This window comes from Paraburkholderia sp. NPDC080076, from assembly GCF_050281145.1.
Lineage (GTDB): Bacteria > Pseudomonadota > Gammaproteobacteria > Burkholderiales > Burkholderiaceae > Paraburkholderia.
This window is the reverse complement of the sequence record NZ_JBNNWQ010000003.1, coordinates 423833-442061: the sequence shown is the minus strand read 5'-3', so window position 1 is coordinate 442061 and position 18229 is coordinate 423833. Positions and strand designations below refer to the sequence as shown.

14 protein-coding genes are annotated in these 18229 nt (G+C 62.7%); 5 read left to right on the top strand and 9 right to left on the bottom strand.

What is annotated here, in order from left to right; translation table 11 throughout:
- Positions 1 to 26: 26 nt before the first annotated feature.
- Entirely contained in the window at positions 27 to 476 is a 450-nt protein-coding gene (locus tag ACQKRQ_RS14250; RefSeq protein ID WP_408246722.1) for a (2Fe-2S)-binding protein, read from the top strand.
- The gene (locus tag ACQKRQ_RS14245) at positions 476 to 2740 is read left to right on the top strand and encodes a molybdopterin cofactor-binding domain-containing protein (protein WP_427477669.1); all 2265 of its coding nucleotides are present in this window, start codon (positions 476 to 478) and stop codon (positions 2738 to 2740) included. The genes ACQKRQ_RS14250 and ACQKRQ_RS14245 overlap by 1 nt, the downstream gene beginning before the upstream one ends.
- 104 nt (positions 2741 to 2844) lie before the next feature.
- On the opposite strand, the gene ACQKRQ_RS14240 is transcribed toward ACQKRQ_RS14245, so the two are convergent.
- Both ACQKRQ_RS14240 and ACQKRQ_RS14235 read right to left on the bottom strand, forming a co-directional pair.
- Entirely contained in the window at positions 2845 to 3459 is a 615-nt protein-coding gene (locus ACQKRQ_RS14240) for an ankyrin repeat domain-containing protein (protein ID WP_427477667.1), read from the bottom strand.
- A 72-nt stretch (positions 3460 to 3531) separates the two neighbouring features.
- Positions 3532 to 4986 carry a catalase gene (locus tag ACQKRQ_RS14235; protein WP_243658259.1) on the bottom strand — a complete coding sequence of 485 codons (1455 nt, stop codon included), beginning with the start codon at positions 4984 to 4986 and terminating at the stop codon, positions 3532 to 3534.
- Between the two features lie 581 nt (positions 4987 to 5567).
- On the opposite strand from ACQKRQ_RS14235, the gene ACQKRQ_RS14230 reads away from it, so the two are divergent.
- Positions 5568 to 6512: a cupin domain-containing protein gene (locus ACQKRQ_RS14230; protein WP_427477666.1), complete on the top strand. Its 945-nt coding sequence runs from the start codon at positions 5568 to 5570 to the stop codon at positions 6510 to 6512.
- Here the strand turns inward: ACQKRQ_RS14230 and ACQKRQ_RS14225 are convergent.
- Both ACQKRQ_RS14225 and ACQKRQ_RS14220 read right to left on the bottom strand, forming a co-directional pair.
- Entirely contained in the window at positions 6509 to 7462 is a 954-nt protein-coding gene (locus ACQKRQ_RS14225; protein WP_427477664.1) for a LysR substrate-binding domain-containing protein, read from the bottom strand. The two genes, ACQKRQ_RS14230 and ACQKRQ_RS14225, sit on opposite strands and share 4 nt — an antisense overlap.
- 306 nt (positions 7463 to 7768) lie before the next feature.
- Complete coding sequence (locus tag ACQKRQ_RS14220; protein ID WP_427477662.1) at positions 7769 to 8626, bottom strand: LysR substrate-binding domain-containing protein; 858 nt, start codon at positions 8624 to 8626, stop codon at positions 7769 to 7771.
- A 105-nt stretch (positions 8627 to 8731) separates the two neighbouring features.
- Here ACQKRQ_RS14220 and ACQKRQ_RS14215 point away from each other — a divergent pair, with 105 nt between their 5' ends.
- A complete protein-coding gene (locus ACQKRQ_RS14215) occupies positions 8732 to 10033 on the top strand; it encodes an aspartate aminotransferase family protein (protein ID WP_132374532.1) in 1302 nt (433 codons plus the stop codon).
- 118 nt (positions 10034 to 10151) lie between these two features.
- Here ACQKRQ_RS14215 and ACQKRQ_RS14210 read toward each other — a convergent pair whose 3' ends face one another.
- Complete coding sequence (locus ACQKRQ_RS14210) at positions 10152 to 11099, bottom strand: pseudouridine-5'-phosphate glycosidase (RefSeq protein WP_427477660.1); 948 nt, start codon at positions 11097 to 11099, stop codon at positions 10152 to 10154.
- 138 nt (positions 11100 to 11237) lie between these two features.
- On the opposite strand from ACQKRQ_RS14210, the gene ACQKRQ_RS14205 reads away from it, so the two are divergent.
- The gene (locus ACQKRQ_RS14205) at positions 11238 to 13979 is read left to right on the top strand and encodes an MGH1-like glycoside hydrolase domain-containing protein (protein WP_427477658.1); all 2742 of its coding nucleotides are present in this window, start codon (positions 11238 to 11240) and stop codon (positions 13977 to 13979) included.
- A 98-nt stretch (positions 13980 to 14077) separates the two neighbouring features.
- On the opposite strand, the gene ACQKRQ_RS14200 is transcribed toward ACQKRQ_RS14205, so the two are convergent.
- The 4 genes from ACQKRQ_RS14200 to ACQKRQ_RS14185 all read right to left on the bottom strand — a co-directional run bounded on the left by ACQKRQ_RS14200 (position 14078) and on the right by ACQKRQ_RS14185 (position 18141).
- Positions 14078 to 15382, bottom strand: coding sequence for an MFS transporter (locus ACQKRQ_RS14200; RefSeq protein WP_427477656.1), 1305 nt, complete (start codon positions 15380 to 15382; stop codon positions 14078 to 14080).
- An 84-nt stretch (positions 15383 to 15466) separates the two neighbouring features.
- The gene (locus ACQKRQ_RS14195; RefSeq protein ID WP_427477654.1) at positions 15467 to 16336 is read right to left on the bottom strand and encodes a class II aldolase/adducin family protein; all 870 of its coding nucleotides are present in this window, start codon (positions 16334 to 16336) and stop codon (positions 15467 to 15469) included.
- Between the two features lie 115 nt (positions 16337 to 16451).
- Positions 16452 to 17360, bottom strand: a complete 909-nt coding sequence (locus tag ACQKRQ_RS14190; protein WP_132374527.1) for a LysR family transcriptional regulator — start codon at positions 17358 to 17360, stop codon at positions 16452 to 16454.
- A gap of 25 nt (positions 17361 to 17385) precedes the next feature.
- Positions 17386 to 18141, bottom strand: a complete 756-nt coding sequence (locus tag ACQKRQ_RS14185) for a hypothetical protein (RefSeq protein ID WP_427477651.1) — start codon at positions 18139 to 18141, stop codon at positions 17386 to 17388.
- Positions 18142 to 18229: the final 88 nt, after the last annotated feature.

Genomic DNA, 18229 nt, shown 5'->3' with positions numbered 1-18229 from the left:
TTGCGTCGACAACAAGGAGTGGACGGATGGAACTGATTGTGAATGGCGTGCGTCACAACCTCGACGCCGACGCGAACATGCCGCTGCTATGGGCGGTGCGGGACCTGTTGGGATTGCATGGCACCAAGTTCGGCTGCGGCGTGGGCGCATGCGGCGCATGCACCGTGCATCTGGATGGCGTGGCGGTGCGTTCGTGCGTGACCTCGCTGGCAGATGTCCAGGGCAAGCCCGTGACGACGATCGAAGGCTTGGGCAAAGGCGGCGAGCATCCCGTGCAGCGAGCGTGGAAAGCCGCCAATGTGCCGCAGTGCGGCTACTGCCAGCCTGGCCAGATGATGCAGGCAGCGTCGCTGCTGAAACAGACGCCGAAGCCGAGCGACGAGCAGATCGTCGAAGCGATGTCCGGTAATGTCTGCCGCTGCGGCACCTATCAACGCATCAAGATTGCCATCAAGGCAGCAGCGGAGCAGGCGTAATGAGCGAGATCGTCAATCTGAGCCGGCGCCGGGCGCTGAAGGGTACGTTGGCGGGCGGGATGGTGCTGGGCCTGCATGTCGGCGGCGCGCGCATGGCGTTTGCAGCGAGCCCGCTCGCTTCGGCGAGCGGCGCCAAAACCGTATTTGCGCCGAACGTCTATGTGTCGGTCGCGCCGTCCGGCGAAATCGTGCTGGTCGTGCATCGCTCCGAGATGGGCACCGGCATCCGCACCAGCCTCGCCATGATCCTCGCCGACGAACTCGATGCCGACTGGAACACCGTCGAGGTCGTGCAGGCGCAAGGCGATGCGAAGTACGGCGACCAGAATACCGATGGCTCGCGCAGCATCCGCCAGTTCTTCCAGCCACTGCGTGAAGCAGGCGGCGCCGCGCGGCAGATGCTGGTGGCGGCCGCCGCTGCGCAGTGGCGCGTGAGCCTGGCGAGTTGTCGGACTGAACCCGGCCATGTCGTGCATGCGGCGAGCGGACGCCGGCTTTCATACGGTGCGCTGGCGGTCGCCGCGGCACGTCAGCCGGTGCCTGGCGTCGCCACGCTGCGCCTGAAAAGCGAGGACACGTGGCGCTATATCGGCAAGTCGCTGCCAATCGTCGATCTCGACGACATCGTTCATGGCCGGGCGACGTACGGCATCGATGTCGTATTGCCGGGGATGAAGTACGCATCGGTCGAACGTTCCCCCGTTTATGGCGCAACGCTCAAGAGCGTCGACTCGAGTCAGGCGCTGAAGGTGCCCGGCGTGCTGCGCGTGGTGCGTATTCCAGCCGCCCCGCTGCCCGCCGGCTTCCGGCCGCTGGGCGGCGTCGCGGTAATTGCGACCAGCACGTGGGCCGCGCTGCAAGGACGCCGGCAACTGAAGCTCGAATGGGACCTCGGGCCGAACGGCACGTACGATAGCCACGCGTATCGCAAGGCGCTTGAAGACGCCGCGCAACAGCCTGGGAAGGTGGTGCGCAACAACGGCGATACATCGGGCGCGCTGAAGAACGCCACGCAACACGTATCGGCCGACTATTACGTGCCGCACCTCGCGCACGCGGCGATGGAGCCGCTGGCCGCGACGGCATCGTTTGCGAACGGCGCGGTCGAGGTCTGGACCGCGACGCAAAACCCGCAGCAGGCGCGTACCACTGTCGCACAGATGCTCGGCGTGCAGGAGCAGGCCGTGACGATCAATGTCACGTTGCTCGGCGGGGGCTTCGGCCGCAAGTCGAAGCCGGACTATGTGGCCGAGGCCGCGTTCCTGGCGCGTGAAGCCGGCGCGCCCGTCAAGCTGACGTGGACACGCGAAGACGACATACGTAACGACTATTTCCACGCCGTGTGCGCGCAGCACATGGAAGGCGGACTCGACGCCCAGGGCGCGACGATTGCGTGGTTGCATCGCAGCGTGTTTCCGTCGATCGGTTCGACGTTCACGCCGAACGTGGTGTACGGCTCGGCGGGCGAACTCGGTCAGGGCGTGACCGACATGCCTTATGAAGTCGCCAATGTGCAATGCGAAAACGGCGCGGCGCCGGCGCATACACGCATCGGCTGGTATCGCTCGGTGTACAACATTCCGCACGGCTTCGCGCTGGGCTCATTCGTCGACGAACTCGCCGCTGCCGCACGGCAGGACCCGGTGCGGCATCTGCTCGCGCTGCTGGGCAGTCCGCGCCATGTCGATCTGCATGCGCTGGGGGTCGACTATCCGAACTACGGCGCGTCGATCGACGAGTATCCGATCGATACCGCGCGCTATGCCGCCGTGGTCCGCGCGGCGGCGGTGCGTTCGAACTGGCCCGCCGCATTGCCCGCCCGCCATGGACGCGGCATCGCCGTTCATCGCAGCTTTCTGACGTACGTCGCGGCGGTCGCGCAAGTGCAGGTTGCCGACGATGGCTCGGTGCGTGTAACGCGTGTCGATCTGGCGGTCGACTGCGGACGCATCGTCAATCCCGATCGTGTGATCGCGCAGTTCGAAGGCGCGGTGGTGATGGCGCTCGGCAACACGCTGTACAGCGAACTGACCTTCAGCAGCGGGGCCGCCGATCAGTCGAACTTCACGGACTATCGGGTCGCCCGTATCGACTCCGTGCCGGACACGCACGTGTACATCGTGCCGAGCGCCGCTCCGCCCGGCGGTGTGGGCGAACCGGGCGTGCCGCCGACATCGGCTGCGATCTGCAACGCGATCTTCAATGCGACGGGCACGCGAATCCGGGCGTTGCCGGTGGATACCGCGCTATTGAAGCGGACGTGATCGGCAAATGGTTGAGTGCCAGAAGCAGCAGCTTGTGCGAGTCTCGCGATCACTTGATTTACCGAGCGGCGACACGGCATGAGAGACGTTCCATCGGCCAGGTCTCACTGTGTCGCGCCGGCGTGCCGCAATGCATCTTCCGCGGCCGGGTTGTGTTGTGCGATCGCCATTTGCAACGCGGTCCCGCCGCGCGCGTCGACATGATTCGCGTCGGCGCCGTGCGCGACCAGCACGGGAATCATATCGAGCCGGCCGAATAACGCGGCGAACGACAATGCCGTTTCCCCCGCGTTGTTGGTTTGATCGATGGCGCAATGCGTGTCGAGCAGCGTCATTGCAATATGCGTCTCGCCTTTGAAGAGCGCGCCCATCAGCGCCGTGTTGCCATGCCGGTCGGCGGCGCAGGCGTTGGCGCCTGCGGAAAGCAAAGCCTTCAATGTCTCCGGATGATTGTCATACGCGCTAAGGATCAGCGCGGTATAGCCTTCGGGCGTCGTCGTCTCGAGCGGGAAATGGGCATCGATCAAGGCGTGAACAATATCCGTGCGTCCCGCGCGCGCCGCGGCAAACCAGTCTTCGGTGTAACGCGGCGTGTCCGTCGCGGCCGAATACGTTCCCGGCTGATACACGTGTTGCGCACAACTGGCCGTCAACAGTGCGGCCAGGGCGGCGGCCGCCACGGTCCGAACAAGGCGCCGGGCGGTGAAAGAGCATTGCATTACTACGTCCTCCGTGTGAAAGCCTGCCTAGTCATTCAGGAAGCCTGCTTGCGCAGGCCTCCCGTGCAAGCTTCAGTTATCGCTCAGGTGTGCTGCCGCATCCTTCACTCGGGTGACATCCGCATGGGTCGCCTGCGCGAGGCGGGTGCCGTAGTCGGCATCCGCCTTATAGAAGTACGAGAGCATCGCGTACTTGTTCGCGTCGTTGGTCACGCGGCCAAGGTCGCCCGACAGCGCCGTAATCAGATCTGTCTTGTCGGTCGCGGACAGCGTCCGGTAGTACTCGCCGGCTTGACGGAAGTCGAGCGTCTTGTGAATCGCTCTCTGCTGGGTTGTCCCCTTCAGCGGTGTCTGCACGGACTTGTACTTGTCCTGCTGTGCGATTTCAGCGACTCCGGATGGCTCGTAGTTCACTTCGCCCTTTCGACCGTCCTCATTCATCAAGCCGTCCTGGTTGTTGTTGTAGACCGGGACGATCGGACGGTTGATCGGCAACTGGTTGTAGTTCGGGCCGAGGCGATACATCTGCGTGTCGGCATAGGCGAACAGGCGGCCCTGCAACATCCGGTCTTCGGACGGCTCGATGCCCGGCACGAGCCGTGAAGGCGCGAATGCCGATTCTTCCGTGGACTCGAAATAGTTATCCGGAATGCGGTTGAGCGTCATCGTGCCCACCTTCTGCTCCGGGATGGAAGACGGCCACACCTTCGTGTCATCGAGCGGGTCGAAATCGAACTTGTCCAGATCCTTCGGCGAGAGCACCTGGATATAAAGATCCCATTGCGGATAGGAATGCGCCTTGACCGAGTTGTACAGGTCGTTGGTCATCATGTTCCAGTCGGCGCCGATCGAATGCGGGATATCCTGGGGACGAATGCCTGCGACGCCCTGACGGCTTTTCCAGTGGAACTTCACGTAGTGAACTTCCCCTTTCGCGTTCACGAACTTGAATGCGTGCACACCGAAACCGTCCATGTGACGATACGAATCCGGCATGCCCTCGTCCGTGTAGAGATGCGTCAGCATGTTCGTCGCTTCGGGCGAGTGAGCAAAAAAGTCGAACGCCAGATTCGGATCCTGCACACCCGTCACCGCCGACGGTTTGTTCGCATGCACGAAGTCAGGAAACTTGATGGCGTCGCGAATGAAGAAGATCGGCCAGTTGATGCCGACCATGTCCCAGTTGCCTTGCTGTGTGTAGAACTTGATAGCGAAACCGCGCGGATCCCGTGCCTGCTCGGGCGACCCGCGATAGCCCATCACCGTCGAGAACCGAACGAAGACCGGAGTCTTCGTTCCCGGCGTGAACACCTGGGCAGTGGTCAGCGAACTGAGGTCCGTAGTCGGCACGAACTCGCCGAAGAGACCTGTGCCGCGCGCATGAACGACGCGCTCGGGTATGCGCTCGCGATCGAAGCGTTGCAGCTTCTCGATGAGATGAGAGTCCTGCAAAAGAACCGGACCTTCAGGGCCCGCCGTCTGCGAGTTCTGGTTGTCGCCGACCGGCGACCCGCTATCCCGGGTCATATCCGCGGCATGCGCCGGCTGAGCGATCGAGATTGCCGAGATGATTGAGAAAATGCTTGCTGCAATCTGTGTCTTCAGTATTTTCACGTTGTATTCCTGGGTTCAGTTAGAAGCCGGAGGAATCCTATTGCTCAGCTATTAGATTAGCCAATCTCTTTTTCCTATCATCTCAATAGAGGCCGAATTACTTTCAAAGATAACAATGGCGGGACGCGAGGAGGAGATGCGCGCAGTGCCTCAACACAGAACGATTGCAGGTGGTCAGTCGCTGCGTGTTTTATCTGTAATGAGAGCCATTACAATTGAATTTAGTCTTTCAGCACATACCCTTATGAGCAATATGTTTTTATCTGGAATATCTGATCCGCATTCGATTATTTTATAAACCACCTTAACTAACCCTTATCATTGCGCGGAATAACGGCAATGAATGAGCGGCGTGCCCATTTGCGCAAAGGTGATTTCGACATCCGGTACTTCTGAGGCCTGCTACCCGCGCCTATAGTCAGCTCAGCTTTCGGACGCCAATCCAACTTCGTGACGGATCCGTACGAAGTTTTCCCAATCCAAAGGAGCAGACCATGTTGACCCGTACGTCTCCGGCGCCTCTCGCCGAACCCGCCGACGCGACCCTCGATGCGCAATACTTCGAATACACGTCGTCAGCCAATCCGATCGGCGCGAAGCTCATCTCGCGGGTGCCCTTCCGCAATTTCCCGCCTTCGCTGTACGCGGACGGAGTGACCCGGATCGTGCCGCTCGACCTCTCCGCGGAGTTGGGTTGCCCTAGCCCCGCGACCGGTCCCGGCCTGAGCGCCAATTTCCTGCGCATCAACGCGGGGGACGCATTGACGCTCGCTCCGAACGCGACCTCGCAGGTCTGCTACGTCATCAGCGGGACCGGCAGCGTGACGCAGGCCGACATCCACTTCCCGTTCGCGCAGGGCGATTTCTTCACCTTGCCCGGCGGCGATGCCGCTGTGCTATCCGCCGGCACGACGGCCACGCTCTACTACGTCAACGACGCGCCGCTGCTCACCTATCTCGGCACGACCGGCGTCACGGCGCGCTTTGCGCCGACGCTCTACCCGGCCGCTCAGGCGCAGGCGGAATTGCGCAGGGTTTCAGAAGAAGCCAATGCGGGCCGCCGCAACCGCATCAGTGTGCTGATGGGCAACGCCAACTTTCCACAGACGCGAACGGTCACGCATGTGTTGTGGGCCATGTTCGGCATCGTGCCGCCCAACTCGATGCAAAAGCCGCACCGCCATCAGTCGATTGCACTCGACTTCATCGCCGGGGGCAAGCCGGGCGTGTATACGCTGGTCGGCACCGAACTGGATGAGAGCGGCAATATCGCGCATCCCACCCGCGTCGATTGGGAAGCCGGGATGGCGTTCGTGACGCCGCCGGGATACTGGCACGCGCACTTCAATGAAACGGACGAGAACGCTTATGTGATTCCGATCCAGGATGCCGGCTTGCAGACCTGGCTGCGCACGCTCGACATTCGCTTCGCCCGTTAAGCCCGAAGCGCCGGTGCGAGTCCGTCGTCCCAGTACGGCGGCTCGCCAATCGCCTCGGCGTAGAAGTCCACGAACGCGCGCACCTTCGACGACACGATTTTCTTCGGCGGGTAGACTGCCCAGACCGCTGGTTCGGCGCGCCCCGTGCGCGCTTCCCATTCAGGCAGCGCGTGCTGCAGACGCCCGTCGCGCAGGGCCGCAGCGGCGAGCCACGTCGGCAGGAGAGCAAGCCCGCAGCCGGCCACGGCGAGTTCCAGCACGGCTTCGGAGTCGTCCGCGCGCAGGCGCCCTCGCAATGCCACCAGCACCTGCTCGGGCGATGCCTGTGCATCCGCGATGCGTGTGAACGACCATTTGTCGTCCGGCAGCAGGGACAAGCGAAGCACATCATGCGTGGCCAGATCTTCAGGGACGCGAGGCATCCCGCTCCGCTCGAAATACGCCGGGCTGCCGCAGACGATACGGCGATGCGGCGCCATGCGTTTGGCCATCAATGACGAATCGGGCAGCACGCCGATACGGATCGCCACGTCGATGCCGGCTTCGATCATATTGAGCGTTTCGTCGGTCGACACGATATCGAGGCCGATGTCAGGGTAGCGCGTCATGAACGCCGGCAGATGCGGCACGATATGCCGGCGCCCGAATGCCGGCGGCATCGTGACGCGCAGCACGCCTTGCGGTGTGCGGTTCAATGACGAGGTCACCTGGCGCGCGTCATCGAGTGCCTGCAGGGCAAGCATGGCGTGCTCACGAAATAGCCTGCCGCCTTCGGTCAGGACGAGCCCTCGCGTCGACCGGTTGAACAGGGCAATGCCCAGATCCTTTTCCAGTTCGCTCACGTAGCGCGAGATGGTCGAGGTCTTGACTGCCATTTCATGGGCCGTCTTGCTGAAGCTCTGCAGTTCCGCTGCGCAAACGAAGGCGCGTACCGCGGCAAAATAATCCATGGCATGTCTGACGCGAATCGAGCGTTCTACAGGGAACTTCAAAACCGGACCCGCGCAACGCTCTGCCCGCGAGACTTCGGCGCATGTGCGCGGACCGGACGAGCCGGATTTTGCTTAGACCGGTAGTGTACTGGCAGGAGCGCATGAAACCATGAGCGCTACGGCGGTCGCGGGCGCCAATCGTTCCAGCGCCAGGGGCGTGATTTTTCGCGGATCGTCGACGAAAGCCAGTGCCGCCCTGCTTGCCAGCTGCGAGAGCGTAGCAACTGCGAGTCGACGATCGTCGACCTCGTTGAACCCGTTCGATCACAGCAACGGCAGCGTCAGTCTGATGTGCTCCGCGAATACCGTGACCAGATGAGCCGGCCGCTCTCGCTCGAACTTCAGCGTAATGCCTATGGTCGGCAAAGGCGGAAGTGCAGGATCGCCATTGAGTATGTAGAGATCCGGGGCGACGGCAGTCTGTGTGAGGACGGCAACGGCCTGCCCCGAGCGGACCAGGGCCGTGAGGCCGGCAAGACTGCTGCTCGCATAGGCGATGCGGTAGGCCCTGCCGGCGCGTTGCAGCGCTTCGCAGGCCGCCACGTGGTCGAGCGTGTCCGGATCGGAAAGCGCCAGCGGCAACGGGTCGAAGTGTGCGGAGTCGAGTCCCGGATAGCCAACCCAGACCAGCGGCTCGCGGCGAATGATGTCGTCGTTCGAGGCGTCTTCCGGCAACGAGATCATGGCAAGGTCCAGCGCATGCATCTCCAGTTGTTCGAGCAATCGCGGCGTGGGAGCGCAGATCACTTCGACCAGCGCATGCGGATGTTGGCTCGAAAACTGACGCAGTAAATGCGGCAGAAAAACGGCGGCGTAGTCGTCCGGGCAGCCGAAGCGGATCGTCCCCGACAGCCCTTTGCCGGACAGATCGGCCATCGCCTCGTCGTGCAGTCGCAGAATGCGTTGGGCGTGGATCAACAGACGTTCGCCGGGATTGGTCAGCACCACCCCACGACCCGTGCGCTGGAACAACGGCTGGTCGACGATTTCTTCGAGGCGCTTCATCTGCTGACTCAGCGCCGACTGGGTTCGGCCGATCCGGTTCGCCGCCCGGCTGAGCGCGCGAACTTCGGCGACGACAGTAAACGATCGCAGCAGATCGATTTCAAGTGAAAGACTCAAGGTATTAGGTCCGCTTCTAGCTTCGATAAGAACTATTCGATTCTATGAAACCAGAGAGCCATCTAGACTGCAAGTTATTCCCGCTACCCGCCAAGGAGAAGCAAGGTGTCCCTGAACAATGATGCAGTTTTCTGGCGCAACGCCAGGCAGCACCTGATCCGCTATGGCGGCACCTTCGAGCCGATGATCATCGAGCGCGCCCAGGGCAGCTTCGTCTATGACGCGGACGGCCGCGCAATTCTGGATTTCACCTCCGGGCAGATGAGCGCGGTGCTTGGGCACAGCCATCCGGAAATCGTCGCGGTCATCAACGAATACGCCGGCAAGCTCGACCATCTTTTCAGCGGGATGCTTTCGCGGCCGGTGGTCGACCTCGCGACCCGCCTCGCCGACATCACGCCTGACGGACTCGACCGGGCGCTGTTGCTCAGCACGGGCGCGGAATCGAACGAGGCCGCGATTCGCATGGCGAAGCTGGTCACCGGCAAATATGAAATCGTCGGTTTTGCGCAGTCGTGGCATGGCATGACGGGAGCGGCAGCCTCCGCCACCTACAGCGCCGGTCGCAAAGGCGTCGGTCCGGCAGCGGTCGGCTCCTTTGCGATCCCCGCGCCCTTCCTGTACCGGCCGCGTTTCGAGCGCCACGGTGAGTACGATTACCTGGCGGAATTGGACTATGCGTTCGATCTCATCGATCGTCAGTCCAGTGGCAATCTCGCCGCCTTCATTGCCGAGCCGATCCTCAGTTCCGGCGGCATCATCGAACTGCCGGAAGGCTACATGGCCGCGTTGAAACGCAAATGCGAGGAGCGCGGCATGCTGCTGATTCTCGATGAAGCGCAAACCGGGGTCGGCCGCACGGGCACGATGTTCGCGTGCCAGCGCGATGGCGTCACGCCCGACATTCTTACTCTGTCGAAGACGCTAGGCGCCGGTCTGCCGCTCGCGGCCGTCGTGACTTCCGCGCAGATAGAGGAGCGGGCCCACGAATTGGGCTACCTGTTCTATACGACTCATGTATCCGATCCCCTCCCCGCCGCCGTCGGTCTGCGGGTGCTGGATGTGGTCGAGCGCGAGGGGCTGGTCGCGCGTGCGAACCTGATGGGCGAGCGACTCAAACGCGGCCTGCTGGATCTGATGGAACGCTTCGAGTGCATCGGCGACATTCGCGGCCGGGGGCTGCTTCTGGGTATGGAGATCGTCAAGGACCGCCGCACGAAGGAGCCGGCGGATGGGCTTGGCGCGAAGATCACGCGCGAATGCATGAACCTGGGGCTCAGCATGAACATCGTGCAGTTGCCGGGTATGGGCGGTGTCTTCCGGATCGCCCCTCCGTTGACCGTCCACGAGGATGAGATCGACCTGGGCCTGGCACTGCTCGGGCAGGCAATCGAGCGTTCGCTGTAGTTGCCTCGGCATTCGGCGATAAGCGACGGGCGGCCCGTTCAGTGATGCGCGTTGAGGCCACGACCCAGGTCCGTTGCTCGCCGGATGCGGGAGTTCGATGGCCGAGACGCTCAGGCGGCTACGCCGCGTCCGCCCCGCGCCCTGCGTGTGCCAACGCCAGCGCCAGCCTTGCCCCCACCTCGGCATTGTGTTTCACGAGCGCGATGTTTGTCGCCAGACTGCGCCCGCCCGTCAGCGCCTTGATGCGAGCCAACAGGAATGGTGTCACGGCTTTACCGGTGATTCCTTGCGCCGCGGCCTCGGCGAGCGCCTGCTGGGTCAGCGCGTCGATCTCTTCGAACCTCATCGCTGCCGGTTCCGGCACCGGCGTGCTCAAGATCACGCCGCCCACGAGGCCCAGGTCCCACTTGGTGCGGATGAAGCGTGCCTGCTGCGCCGGGTCGTCCAGCCTGAAGTCCGAGCGGAAGCCACTGTCGCGCGTGTAAAACGCAGCGAAATTGTCTTGCTCGCAACTGAGTACCGGCACGCCGTGCGTCTCCAGGTATTCCAATGTGAGGCCGATGTCCAGGATGGACTTCGCACCGGCACAGACCACCGCCACGGAGGTCTTCGCCAGTTCCTGCACGTCGGCCGAGATGTCGAACGTTTCCGGCGCGCCCCGATGCACGCCGCCAATGCCTCCGGTGACGAAGACCTCGATGCCCGCCAGCGCGGCACATATCATCGTGCCGGCCACTGTCGTGGCGCCGAGCCCGCCGCCGGCCAGCACAGCCGGCAGGTCGCGGCGGCTGACTTTGTGCACGTGGTCCGCGCGGCCGAGCAGTTCCAGTTCGTCGTCCGACAGGCCGATGCGGATTCGCCCATCGATCAGCGCGATCGTGGCGGGCTCGGCGCCCAGGTCACGGATCGAGGCCTCCACTTCGCGTGCCGTGCGGACATTCTCCGGGTAAGGCATGCCGTGAGCGATGATGGTCGATTCAAGCGCCACGAGCGGGCGGCCAGCGGCCTGTGCCGCGGCCACGGGTGTGCTGCAGGTCAGCCAGGAGCGTGCAAGGTTCGCAACCATGTCGATGTTTCCGGCAGTGTGTGATTCGCGTAAGTATGCAACACAGGGCTGGTCCGCGGTTCACGCGTTACAGCGCGATGGCGCCTATCATTACGGTACTGAACATGTCGGATGGTCGATGTCGGGTCGGGAGGTTCCATGCCACCGCTACGCGCAATCAATCTTCTCCAGTCGACGGAAGGTGTCCGGCTCCATGGTCCGGAGCGCGACCGCTGGCGCCGTTGGGGGCCTTATTTGAGCGAGCGGCAATGGGGCACTGTTCGCGAAGACTACAGCGAATATGGCACTGCCTGGGACTACTTTCCGCACGATCATGCGCGCAGCCGAATGTACCGCTGGGGTGAGGACGGCATTGCTGGATTCGGCAACGACCCGCTCGACTGGTGCGTATCGCTCGCGCTCTGGAACGGGCGCGATCCGATCATCAAGGAACGGCTCTTCGGGCTGACGAATGAGCAAGGCAATCACGGCGAGGACGTCAAGGAGCTTTACTTCTATCTCGACGGCACACCGACGCATTCGTACATGAAGATGCTGTACAAGTATCCTCACGATGCGTACCCGTACCAGGATCTGATCGACGAAAACATGCGGCGCGGCGCCGATCAGCCCGAATATGAAATCCTCGATACGGGCGTGTTCGACGATAACCGCTACTTCGACGTCTGCGTCGAATATGCGAAGCACACACCCGACGACATCGTGATGCGCGTCAGCGTCGAAAATCGCGCCGATCAATGCGCGACGCTTCATGTGTTGCCGCAATTCTGGGCGCGCAACAGATGGGCGTGGTCGGGCAAGCCCGGCAAGCCATCGCTCACGCTGGAATCGAACACCGAGGAAGGCGCTCGCGTCGTCGCGCACAGTCCCGCGCACGGAACGATGATCGTGACGGCGTCGGCGCAACAGCCGCTCGAGTGGATCTTCTGCGAAAACGAAACAAATGTGCGCCGTATTTTCGGCGCCGAAGGCGCGGGGCCGTTCAAGGACGGCTTCAACGACTACCTCGTCGACGGCGACGAGCAGGCAATCCGGCGCGAGAAGGGCACCCGTGCCGCCGCGCATGTGTGCCTGCGCTTCGCGCCTCATGAGCGCTCGGTGCTGTACCTGCGCTGGCGTGCCGAATCGGCTGTCGGTTCAGTGCCGCTCGACATGGAAGCGCTCTTCGCGCGCCGGCAGGCGGAAGCCGACGAATTCTATGCTGCGCTTCAGCACGACATCCCCGACGCGGATGCGCGGCTCGTGCAGCGCCAGGCGCTCGCCGGCATGCTGTGGACGAAGCAGTACTACCAGTTCGACGTGACGCGCTGGCACGACGGCGACCCCGGGCAACCGAATCCACCGGGAGCACGCAGGCACGGCCGCAACGCGGACTGGCGGCACATGTGCAACGGCGACGTCGTGTCGATGCCCGACAAGTGGGAATACCCGTGGTACGCGTCGTGGGATCTTGCATTTCATGCGGTCGCGTTCGCCGTGATCGATCCCGACTTCGCGAAGAAGCAATTGCTGCTGCTCGTGAAGGAACGCTATATGCATCCGAACGGGCAATTGCCGGCCTACGAGTGGGCGTTCGGCGATGCGAATCCGCCGGTTCATGCATGGGCCACATGGCGTGTGTACGAACTCGACCGCGAGGTGACCGGCGTCGGCGATCACGAATTTCTCGAAGTCATGTTCCACAAGTTGCTGCTCAACTTCTCGTGGTGGGTCAACCGCAAGGACGCTGAGGACCACAACATCTTTCAGGGCGGCTTTCTCGGGCTCGACAACGTGGGCATCTTCGACCGGTCTTCGCCGCTGCCCACCGGCGGCCGCATCGATCAGGCCGATGGCACGGCATGGATGGCCTCCTACGCGCTCGACCTGATGCAGATCGGACTCGAACTGGCGATGACGAACAGCGCGTACGTCGAAATCGCGGTGAAGTTCTTCGAGCACTTTCTGTACATCGCGGAAGCGGTCAGTTGCGGCGAAGGGTGCAGAACAGGGTTATGGGACGCACAAGACGAATTCTTCTACGACGTACTCCACCTGCCGGACGGCACCCGTGTGCCGATGCGCATTCGTTCGATCGTCGGGCTGATTCCGCTATTCGCCGTACACGTGCTCGAGGATCGCGTGTACGGCCATCTGCCGGGATTGCGCGAACGGCTGGCGTGGTTTCTCGATCATCGGCCGAATCTCGCGAGGCTAGTGTCGCGCTGGACCGAACCCGGCACGGGTAACACCACGCTGCTGTCGTTGTTGCGCGGACAGCGCATGACCGCGCTGCTGCGCCGCGCACTCGATGAAGCCGAGTTTCTCTCCGGGCACGGCGTGCGGGCGCTGTCCCGTGTGCATCGCGACGCACCGTATGTCTTCGACCATGATGGCGTGAACGTCTGCATTCAATACCAGCCGGCCGAATCGGACTCGCGCGTATTCGGCGGCAATTCGAACTGGCGTGGGCCGGTCTGGATACCGGTCAACTACCTGCTGATCGAATCGCTATATGAGTTCCATCGCTACTACGGCAATGAGTTTCGCGTCGAGTACCCGACCGGATCGGGCAAGCGTTTTTCGCTGAGTGAGATTGCCGACGACCTCGCACGGCGTGTCACCACGCTCTTTCTCAAAGATGCACAAGGCGTGCGGCCGGCGATGGCGGCCTATCCGATGCTGCAAGCCGACCCGCGGTCGCGGGATCTCATCCTGTTCCATGAGTACTTTCACGGCGACAACGGACGCGGCGTCGGCGCTTCGCATCAGACCGGCTGGAGCGGGCTCGTGGCACTGCTCTTGCAGCCGCGCATGATGAAGCTGTCCCATGTTGCGGCTGATGTTGCGTCGGTGGAGGCGCCATTGGTGGAAGACACCGCACCGGCCATGGGCCGGTAGCGGTTGGGCCGCTGGAATCGGCGGCCACTAGCCGGAACGAAAGCTGGTGGCCGCCGCTGCATTCGACATCTCGGGCATTGCTGCCGCGCAACTTGTCCTTAACGGTTGACCACGCTCCTCGGCATCGTCAGCACGATGGCGGCCGCCACGAGCAACGAGGCTGCCACGCAATACAGACCCATGTCGGTGCTGTGCGTCATATCCTTGATCCAGCCGACCAGATAGGGACTGACAAAGCCCGCCAGATTGCCGACCGAATTGATCAGCGCAATGCCCGCGGCCGCAGCCACGCCACCCAGGAATGCAGGCGGGATCGCCCAGAACTGGCACAGTGCACCAAGGATGCCGATCGTGGCGAACGTGAGGGACACGACAGCCAGCGCGACGCTGTGGGGCACCAGCGTGCTCGCCACCAGGCCGATTGCGCCGATCACGGCGGGCAGCGCCACATGCCAGCGCCGCTCCTTGCTCCGGTCCGAACTGCGTCCCAGCAGCACCATCGCGATGGCCGCGGCGCCGTAGGGGATCATCGTCAGCAGGCCGACATTGAAAGCGTCGTTCACGCCCGAGGCCTTGATGAGCGTGGGCAGCCAGAAGCTGATGCCGTACAGGCCCATGATGATGCCGAAGTAGCACAGGCACAGCACCCACACTCGCCGGTTGGTGAATGCGCCGCTTGCGCTATGCACCTCGATGTGCCCGGACTCGTTCGCGAGCCCCTTCTCGAGCTGCGACTTTTCTTCAGCGCTCAGCCATTTCGCCGCGCTGATCTTGTCGTCGAGGTAAAACAGCACGGCAATGCCGCCGATAATGGAAGGCAGCGCTTCGAGCAGGAACAGCCAGCGCCAGCCCACCATGCCACCCGTGCCGTTGAAGGTGTTCAGTATCCAGCCCGACAGCGGACCGCCAATGACGCCGGCAATTGGAATCCCCGTCATGAACATCGCGGTGATCTTTGCGCGGCGCGAGGACGGAAACCAGTAGGTCAGATAGAGGATGATGCCCGGAAAGAATCCGGCCTCAGCGACGCCGAGCAGGAAGCGCAGCACGTAGAAGGCGGTAGGCGTCTTCACGAAAATCATCGCGGCGGAAATCACGCCCCAGCTGAGCATGATTCGGGCGATCCATTTGCGCGCGCCGAAACGATGCAGCGCGATGTTGCTCGGCACTTCAAAGATGAAATAGCCGATAAAGAAAATACCCGCGCCCAGGCCGTAGATGGTTTCGCTGAACTTGAGGTCGGTCAGCATCTGCAGCTTGGCAAAGCCTACGTTGACCCGGTCCAGATAAGCGAAGACGTAACACATAAAGAGGAAAGGAATCAGCCGCCACGTCACCTTGGCGTAGGTCCGGTCCTCGGCGTTGGCTGGCGTGACGACATCGCCGTAAGCGGATTTCAACATCGTTGTCTCCTTGAATCGCCGCCGGCGCGCTTGACTGTCGCGCCAGTGCGGCTTGTTGTGTATGCGACGGCCTATGCTGGCCGTTCAGTCGAACATGTCCGGGCTGGTCTGCACGAGCTGGTCATAGATGGGCTGGAAATGCAGCCAGCCGATGTATTCGCTGCCGACATGTTCGCGGCTATAGCGCGAGCTGTGCTCCGGCACCATGACGGGTTTGATGCCGGTGGCCTCGACCAGCAACTGCTGCTGGCAGCAGCGCTCCAGCGCGATGAACCAGAACGCGGCGGCTTCGATGCTGTGGCGGCTCACCGTCAGCAGCCCGTGATTCTGGTGAATCGCCGCCTTGACGTTTTTGAAGTAGTCGGCAACCGACAGCCCGGCCTCTTCCTCGACCGCGACTGCGCCGGCCTCGTCCTTGATCACGATATGGTCTTCATAGAAGGCTGCGGCATCCTGGGTGATCGGGTCCAGCGGACGTCCGAGCGCCGCGAACGCGGTGCCGTAGATGGTGTGCGCATGACACATCGCCACGATGTCGGGATTGGCTTCATGCACCGCGGCATGCAGCACGAAGCCGGCGCGGTTGAGCGCGTACTTGCCTTCGACGACTTTGCCGGTATGGTCGGCCAGGATCAGGTTGGAGAGTTTCACCTGGGAGAAATGCACGGCCATCGGATTGGTCCAGTACAGCTCCGGGAACTCGGGATCACGCACGGTGAGGTGGCCGGCGAAACCGTAATCGAGATGGTGCAACGCAAAGGCGCGGCATGCGGCCACGAGGCGTTCCTTGCGATGCTGGCGCTCCTGCGCAAAGGACGAAAAGTCGGGCAGATCGGGGAACTTCAGCCCTGCCTGCTTCGGCCGATAGATGGAATTGTTCGAAGGATGCGAAATCGTGCGGCGCAGTTCGGCCTGCTGCGCGCTGCTATCGTTTTTTCCAGTGCCGGTGCTCATGGTGTCTCCTGTGTTGACGGTGATCGCATGCCGCTAACGATAAGGAAACACCCGGCGCCGATCTAGGCGCGCCGGACAATAGGATTTATTACGCCGGTATATAAATGCCGGGCGCCTAGGGCTTCTGCCAGGGCGGCTCGCGGAAGACTTCGACGAAATAGTCGATGAAGGCGCGAATGCGCGGCACCAGTTGACGCTCGGGCAGATAGACGACATGGATCGCGGTGTCGTCCTTCGCCTGGTACTCCGAGAGGAGCGGCACCAGATCGCCTCGGCGGATCGCGGGCAAGGCAAGGTGGGCGGCCAGTCGCATGATGCCCACGCCGGCCACGCACAGCTGGAACAGGGTCGTGCCGTCGGTGCTGCGGAAACTACCCTGCACCACGACGCGTTCGAGCCTGCCGTTGATCATGAACGGCCACTGGTTCAGATGCTCGCGCGGCGACTCCCAGGTCAGGCAGGCGTGCCTGGACAGGCCGAGCGGCGTCACGGGCGTGCCGTGCGCGGCGAGATAGTCCGGCGAAGCGACGACGATTCGTTGCAGGTCGCAGAGCTTTCGGCTGCGCAAAGAGGAATCCTGCAGCCGGCCCATGCGGACCGCGACATCGAAGTTGTCCTCGATCAGGTTGACGTTGGAGTCCGACAGGGAAAAATGCACGCACAGCTTCGGGTAGGACGACAGGAAACCCGGCAACGCGGGCACCAGTTGATCCATGCCAAACGCCTGAGGCACGCTGATGCGCAAGTTGCCGGTCGGCTCGCTGGAGCGGACCTGCGCTTCCGCTTCCTCCAGGCTATCGAGAATGTCGTTGCAGGACGAAAGAAAACGCTCGCCTTCATGGGTGAGCCGCTGCGTGCGCGTCGAACGATGCAGCAGTTGCACGCCGAGCCTGCGCTCGAGACTGTTGACGCTTTGACTGACAAAGGGTTGGCTGACCCCCAGAAGATTCGCCGCCGCGGTGAAGCCGCCGGCCTCCACGACCGCCTTGAAGACGCGCATCTCGAGCAATCTTTCATCTTTCATCTGTCGAATCCGTGTGCAGCAAACCTCACATCATGCCGCCGGCGGCGGTACTTGTGCTGCCGGCGCCGGACGAAGATGAGGACGCCGCTGTGAGCGGATGGGCGAGCCCCGCCGCTGACAGGAGCGCGACGGCGGCCTGATCGGGCATGCCGTTGGTGTCGATCGCGCCCGCTGCCGCCAGCGCGTCGAGATCGCTGTCGACGCCGGCTTGCCCAACATTAAACGGCGTCGTCAGAAACGCCGGCGCCGTCAGCGTGACACCGTAGCGCTGTTGCAGATTGGTGACGACCGCCGATTGCGCAGCAAGCACATCGGCCTGATTCGCCAGCACTTGCTGGAACTGTGCGTTACTCGGGAAGCCCGCAATCAGAGCGCTCTCGGTGGTGCCGAGTTGAGAAGCGAGATAGACGAGCATCAACTCGGTCTCTGGCGTCGTATTGAAGGTGCCGCCGGCAAATGCGAGCGAATGCAGGCTCGTGCCGCCGGAGGTCACGGTAAGGATGCAGGGAAGCGCGGCGTTGAACGTGAGGGTGTAGTGCCCACCGCCGTCCGACAGGGTGGAGCCCGAACCCTGAGCACAACTGACGCTGACCGCCGCGCTGGCGAGCGCCTTGCCGGTGGCGGCCGTCCCGGATAGCGTGACGTCGGGCACGCTATTTCCGCTGACACACCCGCCGAGGCTAATGCAGGTATTTCCACCGCACGCGACGAGCGTTGCAAGCGAAGCCACGCAAATTGCAGCCACTGCCGGGCGAACGAAACACGCATAGTGAGTGTTCATGGTTGCCTGCCGTTGATAGATCGGGATCGGACAATCGGTTTCACGCAGAAGACCGGCGCTACGTTTTATTTTAGCGTCCGATGCCCCG